11 protein-coding genes and 1 pseudogene are annotated in these 15,387 nt (G+C 41.5%); 5 read left to right on the top strand and 7 right to left on the bottom strand.

All coding sequences use genetic code 11. The annotated features are described in order from the left end of the window. Nucleotides 1–52: 52 nt before the first annotated feature. Nucleotides 53–508, bottom strand: a pseudogene (locus ACM0OS_RS24860) (AAA family ATPase); the annotation flags it as partial. 578 nt (nt 509–1,086) lie between these two features. Between ACM0OS_RS24860 and ACM0OS_RS24855 the strand changes: the two are divergent. Beyond that, nucleotides 1,087–1,542, top strand: coding sequence for a response regulator (locus tag ACM0OS_RS24855; protein ID WP_414545854.1), 456 nt, complete (start codon nt 1,087–1,089; stop codon nt 1,540–1,542). A 280-nt stretch (nt 1,543–1,822) separates the two neighbouring features. On the opposite strand, the gene ACM0OS_RS24850 is transcribed toward ACM0OS_RS24855, so the two are convergent. The 4 genes from ACM0OS_RS24850 to ACM0OS_RS24835 form a co-directional block, all read right to left on the bottom strand. Then, nucleotides 1,823–2,959, bottom strand: coding sequence for a response regulator (locus ACM0OS_RS24850; RefSeq protein ID WP_414545853.1), 1,137 nt, complete (start codon nt 2,957–2,959; stop codon nt 1,823–1,825). A gap of 34 nt (nt 2,960–2,993) precedes the next feature. Next, nucleotides 2,994–4,331 carry an ATP-binding protein gene (locus tag ACM0OS_RS24845; RefSeq protein ID WP_414545852.1) on the bottom strand — a complete coding sequence of 446 codons (1,338 nt, stop codon included), beginning with the start codon at nt 4,329–4,331 and terminating at the stop codon, nt 2,994–2,996. 154 nt (nt 4,332–4,485) lie between these two features. Beyond that, entirely contained in the window at nt 4,486–4,914 is a 429-nt protein-coding gene (locus ACM0OS_RS24840; RefSeq protein ID WP_414545850.1) for a response regulator, read from the bottom strand. 333 nt (nt 4,915–5,247) lie between these two features. Next, nucleotides 5,248–6,765, bottom strand: a complete 1,518-nt coding sequence (locus tag ACM0OS_RS24835; RefSeq protein ID WP_414545849.1) for a sensor histidine kinase — start codon at nt 6,763–6,765, stop codon at nt 5,248–5,250. A 299-nt stretch (nt 6,766–7,064) separates the two neighbouring features. On the opposite strand from ACM0OS_RS24835, the gene ACM0OS_RS24830 reads away from it, so the two are divergent. Next, complete coding sequence (locus tag ACM0OS_RS24830; RefSeq protein WP_414545848.1) at nt 7,065–7,787, top strand: response regulator; 723 nt, start codon at nt 7,065–7,067, stop codon at nt 7,785–7,787. Nucleotides 7,788–7,908: 121 nt separating this feature from the next. Here ACM0OS_RS24830 and ACM0OS_RS24825 read toward each other — a convergent pair whose 3' ends face one another. Continuing rightward, complete coding sequence (locus ACM0OS_RS24825; RefSeq protein ID WP_414545847.1) at nt 7,909–9,300, bottom strand: lipid-A-disaccharide synthase-related protein; 1,392 nt, start codon at nt 9,298–9,300, stop codon at nt 7,909–7,911. Nucleotides 9,301–9,544: 244 nt separating this feature from the next. Between ACM0OS_RS24825 and ACM0OS_RS24820 the strand changes: the two genes are divergently transcribed. Both ACM0OS_RS24820 and ACM0OS_RS24815 read left to right on the top strand, forming a co-directional pair. Next, nucleotides 9,545–11,803: a BamA/TamA family outer membrane protein gene (locus ACM0OS_RS24820; protein ID WP_414545846.1), complete on the top strand. Its 2,259-nt coding sequence runs from the start codon at nt 9,545–9,547 to the stop codon at nt 11,801–11,803. A 256-nt stretch (nt 11,804–12,059) separates the two neighbouring features. Then, nucleotides 12,060–13,655, top strand: a complete 1,596-nt coding sequence (locus ACM0OS_RS24815) for a protein kinase domain-containing protein (protein WP_414545845.1) — start codon at nt 12,060–12,062, stop codon at nt 13,653–13,655. Here the strand turns inward: ACM0OS_RS24815 and ACM0OS_RS24810 are convergent. Beyond that, nucleotides 13,652–14,332: an HAD family hydrolase gene (locus ACM0OS_RS24810; RefSeq protein WP_414545844.1), complete on the bottom strand. Its 681-nt coding sequence runs from the start codon at nt 14,330–14,332 to the stop codon at nt 13,652–13,654. The two genes, ACM0OS_RS24815 and ACM0OS_RS24810, sit on opposite strands and share 4 nt — an antisense overlap. Before the next feature lie 223 nt (nt 14,333–14,555). On the opposite strand from ACM0OS_RS24810, the gene ACM0OS_RS24805 reads away from it, so the two are divergent. Beyond that, nucleotides 14,556–15,329 carry a glucosamine-6-phosphate deaminase gene (locus ACM0OS_RS24805; RefSeq protein WP_414545843.1) on the top strand — a complete coding sequence of 258 codons (774 nt, stop codon included), beginning with the start codon at nt 14,556–14,558 and terminating at the stop codon, nt 15,327–15,329. Nucleotides 15,330–15,387 lie beyond the last annotated feature (58 nt).

Here is a 15,387-nt window from a genome sequence, read left to right as displayed (position 1 = left end):
CTTTAGATTCTTCTGATTCCTTGTGTCAAGCCTGATTGAGATGCTCTTACCCTGTAATAATATCGGGACGACCTAAAAGTTGTAAAACTCGTAAAATAGTAATTTCTTGCAGACGGTTCAAAACGTAGTCAATAGGAATACTACTACGACTGACAAATTGCACAATAGGCGTTTCTGTACTCAAAACATCTTTGTGGCGATGATCTGGTGATTGCGGGTCTGGTGTAATATAATTCCAAAATTTTTCTACTTCATAACGTGTATTGTCAGATACGACGTTCAATAAATTAGCCCACCAAGCATAATTATTGCGTCCTAAAACCTCAGCAAAATTACTCACTAAATTCAAACTTTTTTGAGTTAATTCGTGGCTGTCGTTATGTAATAGTTGCCAGAAAAATTCCCAGTCTAACTCTCTATGAAATGGTCGCCAACCACTAGAAAGTAAACTTTGACCATTATTATTATTCGGAGTACTTTCTTTGTTTCTAAAATAATCAAATTCCATATTTCTGAATTACGCAGCGATAATCGAAGTTGGACACCAGCTAGGAGTTAGGGTGTACCTCGTGTAATTGGGAAATGCTATGTGGCTCTAGGATATGTTAAATTTTTGATTTTTTAAGCTGTATTTTGCATACTACAATTGTAACACAAAAATTTCAATAGATAAAAAATTTAGCAATAAGATGTCCGGTTATTTCTACTGAGATTGAGAGATAAATGACAAGTAGTTCAAGATAAAATTGACAGTAATCTCTATTTACGATTCTGTATATTTGGCTCTACGGACATCAGTAACACCAGAGATAATACGGTGGATGATAATTTTTTATGGACACTTCTGATAAACTCTGAGGAACATATTCTGTAATTTTGCGTATAATCGAGGGGTACTTGCTAAACCCATTGGCTAGAGATTTTATTTGTCTTGATCCTTATAGCGTGACTGACAATTATCAACTGATCAACAAAGGAAAAGTAAAACTTGAGCCAATCCTGGATTAGCGCGATTCTATACCCTTGCGGGATGACTCGTATTTTTAAGTGAGACGATAAATTCCAATTCAATCTTCTGGAGAAGAGATGTATCTGGCCCATTCCTTCATGAATGATGACAAGAAGTACAACTCACAGCAGCCTTTAATTCTAGCAGTGGAAGATCATGATGATAGTCTACTGCTGCTTAGTTATGCCCTTGAGTCACTTGGCTGTAGATTTATTTGTCAAAATGACAGTTCTACTACCCTACTAGTAGCAAAAGAGTATCAGCCAGACTTGATTATGTTGGATATTCTGTTACCAGGTCTGAGTGGAGTCGATATTGTGCATTATCTGAAACAAGAACCGCTAACTTGCGAAATTCCAGTAATCGCAGTTACAGCTTTGGCTGGTAAAGAGGATCGAGAGCGCCTCCTCGCAGGGGGTTTTGATGACTACATCAGCAAACCTTACATGATGGAGGATTTAGAGGCGATACTTCACCGACGGCTACAGGGTAAACTTAAATCTCCCTCGACTCTCAAAAGTGCTGAATACTAAGTAAAACAAGGAAAATAATTTAATAATAACCAATTTAAATAGCAGTTCTCAATAAGATGAGGTACACCTGCGCGGAAGTAGTCGGGAAAAGTTGACCCAGATGGAAACTCTCCTTTTAAGTTTTTATATAAAGCCTTGGGAGCAACGCGATTTTGTGAGATGGCAAGGTTGGGGAAGCAAATACAAGAAACATTGATTATCAAGCAAGGATTTTAGGCGTTTAGCTACCAATTAAAAATCTTTTCTTTTCTCCCGCTGCTCCTCCTGCTTTATTCAATGACTACTGACTACTATCTTTCGGTATTGTCACGGTGAATATACTTCCTTTACCAACTTCAGAGGTCAGTGTAATTTTGCCCCCGTGTGCTTCGACAATTCGGCTCGATAAATGCAGCCCTAATCCACTACCTGAGCGTTTATTTCTGCCTTGACGAAATCGCTCAAAAACGGTTGATTGATCTTCAGGAGCAATACCATAACCTGTGTCTTTAACGTCAATTGTTACCCAACCTTGACTCTGAGAATCAGCTAGTTTTTCCGAAATCCGAATTTCTATACCTCCTGTATCCGTAAACTTGATAGAATTGCCAATTAAGTTGTTAAATACACGCCGTAATTCTAACGGGTCACCCATGACGACACCATTCATTTCTGGCTGTTGGTCTAACTCGCTAGTATCTATTTTTAGATATAAATTCTTCTCACTAGCAAGAGGATTAAGTTCGCTGATGACTTCTTGAATAATCTCTGGAAGATGGCAAATGTCATCATTTAAAGTCTTTTTACCAGCCTCGAAGCGAGAAACTTCTAGCAGAGTGTTCACCATCTGCATTAAGTTCTGATTACTGCGAATCATCACAGCGATCGCCTGTTTCATTTCCGGGGAAATTTTGCAGAATGTCTCCTGTTCAAACAAACTCAGCATTCGATCAGAAGCTACTAAAGGAGTCCGCAAATCATGGGTTAAACGCGAAACAAAGTCTTCGCGCTGGCGGGCCATCTTCTTTTGTTCGTCCAGACTGTGTTTGAGGCGCAGGAGCGATCGCACTCTGGCTAAAAGTTCATCGGTATCAAATGGTTTACGAATAAAATCATCTGCACCTGCGTCTAAGCCTTCCACAACGCTAGATTCGTGAAAGGCCGTAATTAAGAGAATGGGAATATAATTGACATTCAAGTTGGGGTTTTGACGAATCCGCCGAGTTACTTCGTAACCATCAATTCCTGGCATCATCACATCTAGCAAAATCAGATCGGGTGGAGATTTTTCAATATGCTCCAAAGCTGTAATACCGTCTGTAACTAAATCAATTTCATACCCCTCACTTTCCAGAATAGTTTGAACCAAGATCAGATTGTCTCGAGTATCATCAACGGCGAGAATACGATCAATTTGAGAATTTTCCACTACAGACATGATTAACGACTTTTTGTAAAAAAATTGAAATATTTTATATTTTAAAATTGCGAAATCCCGTCGATGCTTTACTGGATTTAGTCGCAGAATGATGTGAGTTCTGCGAACCAAAAATATCATGGCCATCCACATCTAGAGCGGGCAAATTCCCCTCAGAATCTTGGCGTAATAAGACTTGCCGTGGAATTTCAATTCTAAACATCGAACCAGATCCCAATTGACTTTCCAAAATTATTTTGCCTCCCATCATTCGCACCAAAGAATCAATGATGGCCAACCCTAACCCTGTACCAGCATACTTGCGAGTGATACTTTGATCAACTTGGCGAAAAGCTTCAAAAATATAGGGAAAATCTTTGGGTGCTATCCCAATACCTGTATCCCGAACTACCAGCGCCACGCGATTTTTCGCTACTTCTTCAATTTCCACCCAGATACAACCAGACTCTGTAAATTTGATGGCATTGGATAGTAAGTTTACTAAAATTTGCCGCACGCGCACTGAATCATTAAATATCCAAGGGTTTTCGATGTCAATGTCAACTCGCAAAGACAGCTTTTTAGCCTCAGCTAAAGAACGCATTTCGGTGACGCCCAGATTAATCACCTTTGTTAAATCAAATAATTCTGGTTTTAGTTCTAACCGCCCTCCTTCTAACTTAGAAAAATCCAGGACTTCATTAACTAGCATCAACAAATGTTTACCATTGTTGAGAATCCGCTCCATCATATCTGTTTGCTGTTGGGTCAAATGACCAAACTTAGGGCGCAACAATATTTGAGAAAACCCAATAATGGCATTCATCGGCGTCCGCAGTTCATGAGACATCGTTGCCAAAAACTGCGATTTGAGACGAGATGCTTCTAATAACTTGAAGTTTTGCAACTGAATTTGTTGACGTTGACTCTCCAGTTCTTGATTCTTACGAATCAGCTGTTCATTACTTTCTCTCAGCCGCTGGTTGGCCAAAGCTGCTTGCATTTCTGCACGGTGTACCCGCATGGCATGGCGCAACACCTGTGCTAGAGTTTCTGCACCTACTCTCGACTTAGAAAGATAATCTGTAGCACCAGCTTTCATCAACTCGACAGCGATTTGCTCATCTCCTTGGGCAGTCAGAACTACCATAGGAACTTTGACTTCCGCAGCCCGTAATGTTTGGATCAGTGTTAAACCGTCCTGGTCTGGTAAACGATAATCAAGGAACACACAGTCGTAGGTAGTAGACTTCAAAGCAGCTAGTGCATCCTTTCCATTGTCTACTTCAGACAGTTTCATACAAACTCCTGCTTGAGTCAGGGCCCGTCCCACTGCCATGCGGTCTACTTCGTCATCATCTACAACCAAAATTCTCAGCGTCTCTTCTTCCATTGGTTTTTATCTTCGCTGTCAAATACAGGTTGATGTTTATCATCTTTATGTTCAAAATAGGCAACTAAATAGTTTTGAAATTAGAGGGTTTTTATGAATTTTTCCCACCCATCGGCTGAAGACTCTGAGGATGTCAAACCACGGCTTTGGTTAATCAAGGTATTTCACACAAGATCCAATACTTATTCAGTGCTGCCATCATTTCCACAAAATTTGTGAAAGTAATAGGTTTCAGAATATAGCCAGCAACGTTTAATTTGTAAGCTTCTACTCTGTCTTGATCTTGGTTGGATGTTGTCATCACAACTACAGGAGTTGTCCTCAGTTGGGGATCAGATCGTAATTTTTGGAGAAATTCGATCCCACCCATCTTAGGCATATTCAAATCCAGCAAGACCAAACGTCTTTGTGCCGGTATCTGGGGCGGTTGCCCATTGCCACTCAGCATTTTGAGTGCTTCTATGCCATTGCCTGCAAGGTAAATTGGATTGGTAATATTAACCTTCTTGAATGCCCGCTTGACATTCATGACATCTACTTCGTCATCCTCCACTAGTAATATGTTAATCACTCTTTCTTGCATTTCCTGGCATTGAATTCGATTTTTTTTATTTTTGACTGGTTAATTAAACAGTGTATGAGAATTAAAATGTTAAATTGTAGCTAATGGTTAATAACTAATGGCGAGTAGACAATTAGTTATTAACAAGCTGAAATTGGTTAATTGGTCAAGTAACAAATTTCAACGTCAGGTCTGTTAATTTGTTAAGCGACAAAAATTAGCATAACAGCAAGGAAAATAAAATAAAATACTTTATTAAGCCTCACAATAATTGTAAATGAGCGAGTTAACGCCCGTCCTCAGTCATTAGTGAGAGTTAAATAGCAAAATGCTGTACCGTAAGCCTGAACGTTGTTATTCATTTAGTTGTTTCAGCCAAGTAAAACTAAAAGTGCTGCCAATACCAGGCTGAGACTCTAAAGTGATTGTACCTCCTTCGGTTTCGACAATTTTTTTGACGATCGCTAGACCAATACCCGTATTTTCTTGGCGATCGCGGGCTTCTAGCGTTTGAAAAATCACAAATACTTTGTCTTGATATTCAGGAGAAATTCCCGGGCCATCATCTGCCACGATAAATTTGTAATATTTCCCCTGATTTTGCACAGAAATTTTTAAGTGACCATCGGCGCGTGAGTGATGCTTAACGGCATTTTCCATCAAGTTGGCAAATACTTGTTGTAAAGGAAATTTCTTGGTGATAAAAGTAGGCATTTCCGGAGCAATGTCGATCACAAATGTTGATGGCAATTCCCAGGAATCGATGATTTCCCGTAACAAAGCTTCAACATTAACTAAGAATAATTCTGTTTGACTGCGCCCCACTCGTGAATACTCTAATAAGCCATTAATTAGCCCTTCCATGCGGCGGACTCGCCCCCGCAACAGGCGCATTTGGTGTTGGTTGTCTGGGGGTAATTGCTCTTTTAAGTCTTCTTCTAACCATTCAGAGAGACTGGCGATCGCCCGCAGTGGTGCCTTCAGGTCATGGGAAGCTACATACACAAACTGATCTAATTCTTGGTTACGCTTTTGTAATAAGTTAGTAGTATGGGCCAAAATGGTGTTTAAACGTGTAAGTTCCTCTGCTCGTTGTTGCAAAATAAATTCTGCTTGTTTGCGCTGGGAAATATCTTGCATCACCGCAATAAAGTAATTAGGTTTTGCCTCATGATTTCCATGCAGCCAATCGGCTTCTCGTAATAATGACATTGTGAGATTAATCCAAGCGGATGACTTGTCCTGGCGGATGTAGCGTTTCTCCGTTGAGTAAGTCTGGATTTCGCCTGCTAATAGTTGCCGAATTTTGACTGCATCAGTTGCTAAATCATCGGCATTAATAATATCTTGTAAGGTCAGCTTTAAAAGCTCCTCATGGGTATAACCCAATATTTCACACAGTTTTTGGTTAACACGTAACCACCGACCATCTAACGCTATGTGAGCAATACCCACAGCCGCTTGTTCAAAGGTAGCGCAAAATCTCGCTTCACTTTCGTGTAATGCTTGTTCTGTCTGATGACGTTGAGTCATATGATCAAACCCCATCTTTAAAAACTGACGAGGTAATGAAAAAACCTGTTCATTAAATAACCTATGGGCATCAACTGCCATAATTTTTTGGTCTGTAATATCTCGACCTTCCAAGATCAGAGAAATAACTTGCCCAATTTCATCTTTGATGGGCTTAATCGAAAAATCTAGTTGAGCAACTCTATCGCCAGTACCGACAATATCGACTTCATAACGCACAAACTGTCCACTAGCTTCTGGCTTCATTAAGCTAATGAAGTCAAAGGTTTGGTTAAAAATAGCACGTAGACGTCTTTCATTTTCTGTCATTCCATCTTTAACTTTATCTGATTTATGCATATTTTTAGATATTTTTAAAGATTTAGAATAGTATTAATTATGAGATGACTGCTTAATACTTAAAGCAATGATACAAGTTATAGTCCGTATCAATATTTCATTTTTCTTGCTAAACTAGCTGTATATCTAAGGCTAGATTTTTTCCTGTATATATTGTTGAAAAAATAAATATTTATTATTTCTATCGGTGGATGCAGGGTTAATAAAATATCCTCTATCTTTAGGTTTGGGAAAATCAGATAAACTGCTAAGAAAAGCCATAGTTTGCATGATGCAATCAGAAAAGAGCGGGTATAGCGATGAGTGAAATCAGCATTATTTTAATTGAAGATCATGACCTGACTAGAATGGGACTAAGAGCTGCATTGCAGTCCCACAGTGCATTGAAAGTAATTGGCGAGGCAGCAAATGCCACCCAAGGATTAAAACTTTTGGAAACAGCCAAGCCAGACGTAGCAGTGGTAGATATCGGCTTGCCTGACATGGATGGAATTGAACTTACCCGTAAGTTTAGGCGCTTTCAAGCGGAAACTGGACAAACAGCAACCAAAATTTTGATTTTGACAATGGATCATACAGAGGATGCAGTACTAGCCGCTTTTGCAGCAGGTGCAGACTCGTATTATATGAAAGAGACAAGCATCAATAAATTAACAGAAGCCATACAAGCAACTCACGGTGGTAACTCTTGGATTGATCCTGCCATTGCCAACGTAGTGTTGCGGAAAATGCGCCAAGGCATTCCTGGAGAAACCCCAGGTTCTGATAAGCCAAAAACAGTAAAAATTGAGGCCCTAGCCACAGAATACGAGCAAGTTTTAGAAACCTATCCCCTAACACAACGCGAACTAGAAATTCTAGAGTTGATTGTTGCTGGGTGTAGCAATGGTCAAATCGCCGAACAACTTTACATCACAGTTGGGACAGTGAAAACCCACGTGCGGAATATTTTGAATAAACTCTGTGCCGATGACCGTACTCAAGCGGCTGTACGTGCGTTGCGTTCTGGTTTAGTTGGGTGATTAGGGGACAAGGGGACAAGGGGACAAGGGGACAAGGGGACAAGGGGAAATGTTGGTCATAGCTAGAAGTCTTTCCCCCCTGCTCCCGTACCCTTCGGGAAGCTACGCTAACGGCTGACGCTCACGGCGAAGCCTGCCCCCTGCCCCCCTGCTTCTTCTCCCTACTTCCTAATTTTGCTTGTAAACAATCGGCGATACGTCTTGCAGCACCGGGTTTACCCATGCGTTGCATCCCGTTTTCGGAAATGACGTGCAAACTATCAGGATTTTTGAGTAGCGATTGCACTACTTGCACTACCTTGGTGGGATGATCTATTAAAATCAAGGATGATCCTAAAAGGCGGCTTTGGGCTTCGGCAAAGGCTGGGGTGTATTGAGGTCCATTACCGGGAATGGCGATAGCGGGTTTACCTAAGCCGATAAATTGTTCTGTGGCTGTGCCTGCCATTGCGATCGCTACATCTCCCCAATGTAAACAATCGTTATATGCTTGTTGTGTTAGCACTAAATATGCATTTTTTTGGTGAAATATTAAAGCCTTAGGGTCAGGTAGGGGAATGGGCGATTCTGTGTGGGGTTGCCAGCGCTGGGATTGAATAGTTTGGGATAAAATATTGGTATCTAAACTCGGGGCGATCGCTCCTAAAAATACTACATTACCAGAAGAGTTTAAAATAGAATCTCGTTCTTGAAAACTAGCCATTAATGCAGATACAGTAGTCATAATGACTTGCCAATTATTATATGCTTCCGGGGCGCGGGAACCAGGCAATAAAGTAATTACCAATGGTCTAGCTGTTTCTTGCTGTTGGGCTGCGACATTATAAAATTTTGCAGACGAAAATGAAGGTTGCAAACCATCCATCATGGGATTACCAAAATCAAAAGCGGGAATTGACCACTTTTGTAATATTTCTGTAGTTAAAGAATCTCTAGGGAATACAGCCCGACAACGGCGATGACTCATCAACCAACGTTCCCAAGGATGATAAATTGAACCAGAAAAGTTTTCCCAATAAGCAGCTTTTGATGTTCTAGATAATAACCCTACTTCATCTCTGACATGATATTCTGATTTTGCCGTACCCACAAAAGCATAATTAGTACCACTAAAAGCAGCAAACAACAGCGGTACAATATCTCCTACAGCTAAAATAGCTGTCTTGTTACCTAATTTTTTTTGGGAACTTACCCAACGACGTATAGCTTTAATTTGATTCAGGGTAAGTTGCACTAAACCGCCACGCACATCTCTTACTAGTTGACGACTATCCATATACACAAACCCACCAGAAGGCATGGTACGTACTGAACCGATAAGTGGGATATTTAATTGTTGGTAAGCGTGTCCTTCACCCACCAAAGGTAAAGCAAAAATATCTGGGGAATTTTGTTGTTGCTGGAGTTCGTGCAAAATGCGGATAGCAATTATATCTTCTCCATGGCCATTGCTTAAAACTAGTAACTGCAAACGAGAAGTTGTATCTGAAGATAACCGAGAGACATTACTCATATAAATAGGGCGACACAAATAAAACTAACTGGTGAAGGTCATTAAACAATTTTGGATTTTAGATTCTGCAATATCTAGTAAATAACGCTTTTCATGCAGCATAGAAACAAAATCTGAAAATTAACTGTCTGTTTGGACAAGAGGTATAAATGAGGATATCAATCGGCCAAGCAGCTGGAAGTTAGTATAATCCTCATTAACTCACCTCATTACAACTAACTACCAGTTAATTAAAATAAATATTATGCGAATTTCTTCTGCTGCGATTTTAACTTTAGCTACTTTAGCAGCTAGCAATATTACACAACAAGCAACAGCAGCATCTAGCAAAACCATTTCTCAAGATGAACCTGCGGAAAACTCCGTTGTGCCGATTATAGAAGCAACACCTGCGCGTATGGAATCTGTTGCATCCCCAGAAACCGTAACTACCGAATCATTTTCCCAAAATGCTGTAGTTGTACCAGCAAGTGTAAATCAAGATTCTCCAGTAGCTTTAACGCCAAGAAATCCAGAAACTCAACCCATATCTGCTTCACCAGAAACTTTAGATACCCAACAGTTTTCCCAAAATGCTGTAGTTGTACCAGCAAGTGTAAATCAAAAATCTCCAGTAGCTTTAACAGCCACAAATCTAGAAACTCAACCTATATCTGCTTCACCAGAAACTCTAGATACTCAAAAGTTTTCCCAAAATTCCCTAGTTGTACCAGCAAATCGCCCCACCTCCCCACAGCCACTTCTCATCTCCGCAAATACTGATAACAACTTAGTAGTCACAGCGACAAACATCCAAGTAGTAGGTGCTACCGAAGAATTGCAGCAGATTGTGCGCCAAGTGGTGAAAACCCAAGTGGGTAGGGACACTAGTCAAAACCAGCTACAACAGGACGTAGCGGCAATTTTAGAGACAGGTTTATTTACTAGTGCTAATGTCAGTAGCAGCACCACACCAGCAGGCTTAAATGTAGTGTATCAGGTGCAACCAGTCATCGTGCGATCGCTGCAACTTTCTGGAGCTAAAGCACTGACTTATCCAGTAGCGCAAGAACGTTTCCAATCACAAATTGGCAAACCCATTAGTCCAGAGGGACTTAAACAAGTTGTCCAACAAATCGATCAATGGTATGCCGACAATGGTTATCAACTGGCAAATGTGCTATCAATTTTGCCTAACCGCCAAGGCGTTCTCACCGTAAATGTAGCGGAAGGCTTGGTGGGTGAAATCAAGTTTCGTTTTATTGGCGAAGATGGGAAAACCGTTGACAGTCAGGGTAAACCAGTAGAAGGACGAACTAAAACCGATTTTCTCCAACAGCAATTACAACTGCAACCAGGGCAAATTTTCCAAGAAAATACTGTCAGGGAAGATGTTCAGCGGCTATACGGTACTGGTTTATTTCAAACAGTAAATGTCAACCTTGAAGGCGATGCCAATAAAGTTGATGTTGTTTATGATCTCAAGGAAATGGGGGCTAGGGCGGTTAATGTTGGTGGTAGCTATAACGCTGACTTAGGACTATTAGGAACTTTAAGTTATCAAGACCAAAACATTGGTGGTGTTAACGATAATTTGGCTGTAAATTTAGGTGTGAGTCGGCGAGACGTACAGTTTGATACTAAGTTTACCAGTCCCTATCGCTCAACAGAACCAGATCGTTTAGGTTATAGCATTAATACTTTCCGTCGGCGGGAACTTTCGTCAACCTTGGATAACAGTGTTCCCTTACCCAACGGTGATCAAGCACGGGAAGGTCAAATTGGTGCTTCCTTCAGCCTCCAGCAGCCACTAGACGACTGGAATACATCTTTGGGATTAAATTATACACGCACCAGCATTCGCGATCGCCAAGGTAATATTTCCCCGGTTGACGAACTAGGCAATCGCCTATCAGCCAGTGGTACGGGGATTGATGATTTGGCTACTGTCTCTTTCACTGCTTCCCAAGACAAACGAGATAATATTTTTAATCCCACTCAAGGTTCTTTGGTCAGTTTAAGTGCAGAACAATCCATACCCATTGGTCAAGGTAATATTTCCATGAATCGCCTCACGGCGAATTATAGTCAGTATGTGCCAGTAAAATTATTTAACACTAACAACACCCAGTCGCAAGTATTCGCTGTCAATTTCCAAGCGGGTACTGTCCTCGGCGATTTACCACCCTACGAAAGTTTTAACTTAGGTGGTTCTAATTCAGTGCGGGGTTATGATTCGGGCGAAGTGGGTAGTGCGCGGACTTATGTATTGGCTTCCGCAGAATATCGTTTTCCCATTATCCCCGTGTTGGGTGGTGTCGTCTTTGCCGACTTTGCCTCAGACTTGGGTTCTGGTGATACTGTCATCGGAGATCCCGCGGGTGTGCGTGGTAAACCAGGTAATGGTTTTGGTTATGGGGCTGGAGTCCGGATTGACTCCCCTCTGGGTTTAATTCGTGCTGACTACGGGATTAATGACCAAGGAGAAAGCCGAGTACATTTAGGTATAGGTCAACGATTTTAATGGGTCTTTGTGGAGACAAACGGCCAATGGCCCCTATTGTATGATCTAAAAGACAAAGCTGTTACGATCATCGAGAAGTTTGAAACTTCAAGAGTTGCCAACATTAATATATTCCTAAAGACAAGGGTGATATCCTTGTTAGTTCTTGACTTGTATCAAGATATGGAGAAAATTGTTGATTAGGGATTGCTTGGAGAATCAAGACTCAGTACTATCTGCTTACTCAGGACTCAGGAATCAGGACTTAGAACTCTCTATGTTAGCAGGCACAATTTTGCAGGGTGGCAAATATACCCTGATTCAAGAAATCGGGCGCGGTGGCTTTGGCATTACGTTTAAGGCTACTCATCACTACTTAGGTCAAGAGGTAGTGATGAAAACCATTAATGAACGACTGCGACAACATCCTGATTTTGCTAAGTTTGAGCGTCAATTCCAGGATGAAGCCAGACGTTTAGCCACTTGTCTCCACCCCAATATTGTCCGGGTTAGCGACTTTTTTGTGGAAGATGGCCTGCCTTACATGGTGATGGAATATATTCCTGGGGAAACTTTAGGTAACGCCTTTGTCTTGCCAGCGATTCCTTTACCAGAAGCAACAGCAATTCATTACATCAGGCAAATTGGTGCGGCATTACAGGTAGTACATAACAATGGTTTACTACACCGCGATGTTAAACCAGATAATATTATTCTGCGTCAAGGAACTCAGGCAGTAGTACTGATTGATTTTGGCATTGCCCGTGAATTTAATAACGGTGTCAGGCAAACTCAGACAGGAATGGTTTCTGAAGGTTATTCTCCTATTGAACAGTATTTGACCCAAGCACCGCGTACACCCGCTACAGATGTGTATGGTTTGGCAGCTACATTGTATGCTTTATTGACAGCACAAGTTCCCTTACCGGCCTTGTTGCGCGATCGCGAAAAAATGCCATCTCCTCGTGAACTGCAACCTCATTTAAGTGCAGCAGTCAATCAAGCAGTCATGCGTGGTATGGCTGTAGAATCTCGCTTTCGGCCAGCCACGGTTGCTGACTGGTTGCAACTACTACCTCTAAGTGGCATCAGTACGCCCCAAGCACCCCCCACTCAGGCAGTACCCACAATAAATTTGTCGGCGAAGCAGCAGCGAGAAAAATTGCCCCAAGCAACTGTCCTCAGTCGAGTTAAAAAGCCCTCAAGGTCTAAAAAACAGGGGAATACTAAATTATTCATCGCTTTAGGTGTAGCTGCTGTTGCTGGTACAGCTGGTTTTGGGATCACCCGCCTATTTTCTGGTGCTGAACCACAGTCATCTTCACCACCACTTTTTGAAGAACGGACAATAGAGTCGGCACCAACAAAACCTGCTGTTAATTCGCCAGCTTCATCTTCGAGGGAAGAAAATAATACGCCTCAAAATAATCGCACTTCTCCGGCCAGGAACACTGCACCAGCCTCAACACCCAGACAACGCCAGCGTTCTGTACCTGTTGTTCAAGAAGAAACTCCCACAACCAGTAGCAGTAGTTCTACGGAAAACGCGCCGCGCACCAATAGTGTCAGATCTGCAAAACCTTCAGTTTCGCCTAGTGTTGCGCCGACACCGCCGTTAATAGAGAGGCTACGGGAAATCCGTTCATCGCGTGAAGAGGCTGCATCCCCAGAATCGCCAGCCTCCAATGTCATACCCACAACTAGCAAAGAGTCTACTTCACCTGCACCTCCACCACCACCGCCACCTTCAATAGTGAAACCATCACAGCCTGTGGTCATCCCCACCCCCCCACCTGTGGAATCAAAACGTCCAGATAGACCCCCTGTGGTAGTCCCCACCGTGGAGATTCCGGCTACTGGTTCATCGCTTTAATTCAGAAGGTTAACATTTGCAGGTTCTATCAACGAATTAAGGAACGTCCACAACTGCAAATCAGTAAAGTCTGGAATTGACATCAACGTGCCAACTTCCTGTAAGACTTGCGGATCATGAGTCGATGCTACACCAACAGTGCGAATTTTAGCACCCACTGCGGCCCGAATACCAGAGGGAGAATCTTCTAAGGCGATCGCTTCCTCTGGCTTAATTTGTAAGTTATTTAATGCTACTTGATAAGGCGTAGGGTCAGGTTTACCTGCAACACAGTCATCTGCCACCACAATGGTGTGAAAAGCTGTTTGTATTCCTAGCACCTTAAGCATAAATTCTGCATTTAGTCGAGGGGCGTTAGTTACTAAAGCACGTTTTAATTGATGTTTTTCTGTCCATGCGATGAGTTCAGCAAATCCATCGATTGCTTGGAGATGGGAAGCAAGTTCACGGAATAGGGCTTCTTTTTCGTCTGCAAATTTTTGACCTTCAGCTACTGATAATTGTGGCAAGATATCTTTAACAATTTCTGGATTTAACCGTCCACTAATGCGAGCTTTGTAGAAACTCTCGTCAATTTCGATGTCATAACTCAACAGCATTTGCTGCCAAGCTTGATAGTGAATAGGGTCAGTATTGACGATAGTGCCATCTAAGTCAAAGAGAATTGCAGCTAGCATGATAGTTGGGTAAATTGTAAATAATTATTAACTTTATTTACATAGTTTACATGGTTTTTGTCCTCAGTCATATAAAGGGACTAGGGACTAATATTTTTAACAGCACTCAGCACTTTTTCCAGTTAGTCAATCACGGAAAAAACTACAACCAAGAACGAAAAACTTTTTTCTCTAATCCCTAGCCTCTAGCCTCTCTTCTATTGACAACATTCCTTGTAAGCAAATGTCAGCCGCTACAAACTCTTTTCGTGTCGATGACTTATTAGTGCAGATTTACAACTCTGAAGCAGAAATGGCCTTAGCAGTTGCAGAAATCACACAACAGTATTTACAGCAACTTCTCCAGGAACAAGACACAGCAGCTGTATTGTTAGCAACAGGTAATTCCCAACTCAAATTTCTGGATGCTTTAATCTCACTTGGTGGTGTAGACTGGTCACGAATTACTTTATTTCATCTAGATGAATATTTGGGAGTGACTGCTGACCATCCTGCTAGTTTTCGGCGCTATATGCGAGAACGTGTAGAAAAGCGCATTTTTCCCCATAAATTCCATTATATAGAAGGCGATGCCTTGCAACCGATCACAGAGTGCGATCGCTACACAAAACTATTGCAAGCACAGCCTATTGATTTGTGTTGTCTGGGTGTTGGTGAAAATGGACACTTGGCTTTTAATGACCCAGCCGTAGCTAATTTTCAAGATCCTTACAACGTCAAATTGGTGAAACTAGACGTAACAAATCGCCAGCAACAAGTTAACACAGGTCACTTTCCCAATATCGATAGTGTTCCACAGTACGCTTTTACTGTTACTTTGCCTTTGATTTGTGCAGCAAAAAAAATTATTTGTCTAGCACCAGAAAAACGTAAATCACAAACAGTTAAACAAATGTTACAAGAGTCAATTACTACAAATTGTCCAGCATCAGTTCTCAGAAAGCAATCGCAAGCAACGTTATTTTTAGATATAAATTCTGCTAGTTTATTGTCTTAAATTCCTTAACGGGTGACAAGAAGGCTAAACAGCTTGTTTAATAAGGGATAGAGCCTGA

The organism is Nostoc sp. CCY0012 (assembly GCF_963920855.1).
Lineage (GTDB): Bacteria > Cyanobacteriota > Cyanobacteriia > Cyanobacteriales > Nostocaceae > Cyanocohniella.
This window is presented reverse-complemented; position numbering and strand designations above follow the sequence as displayed.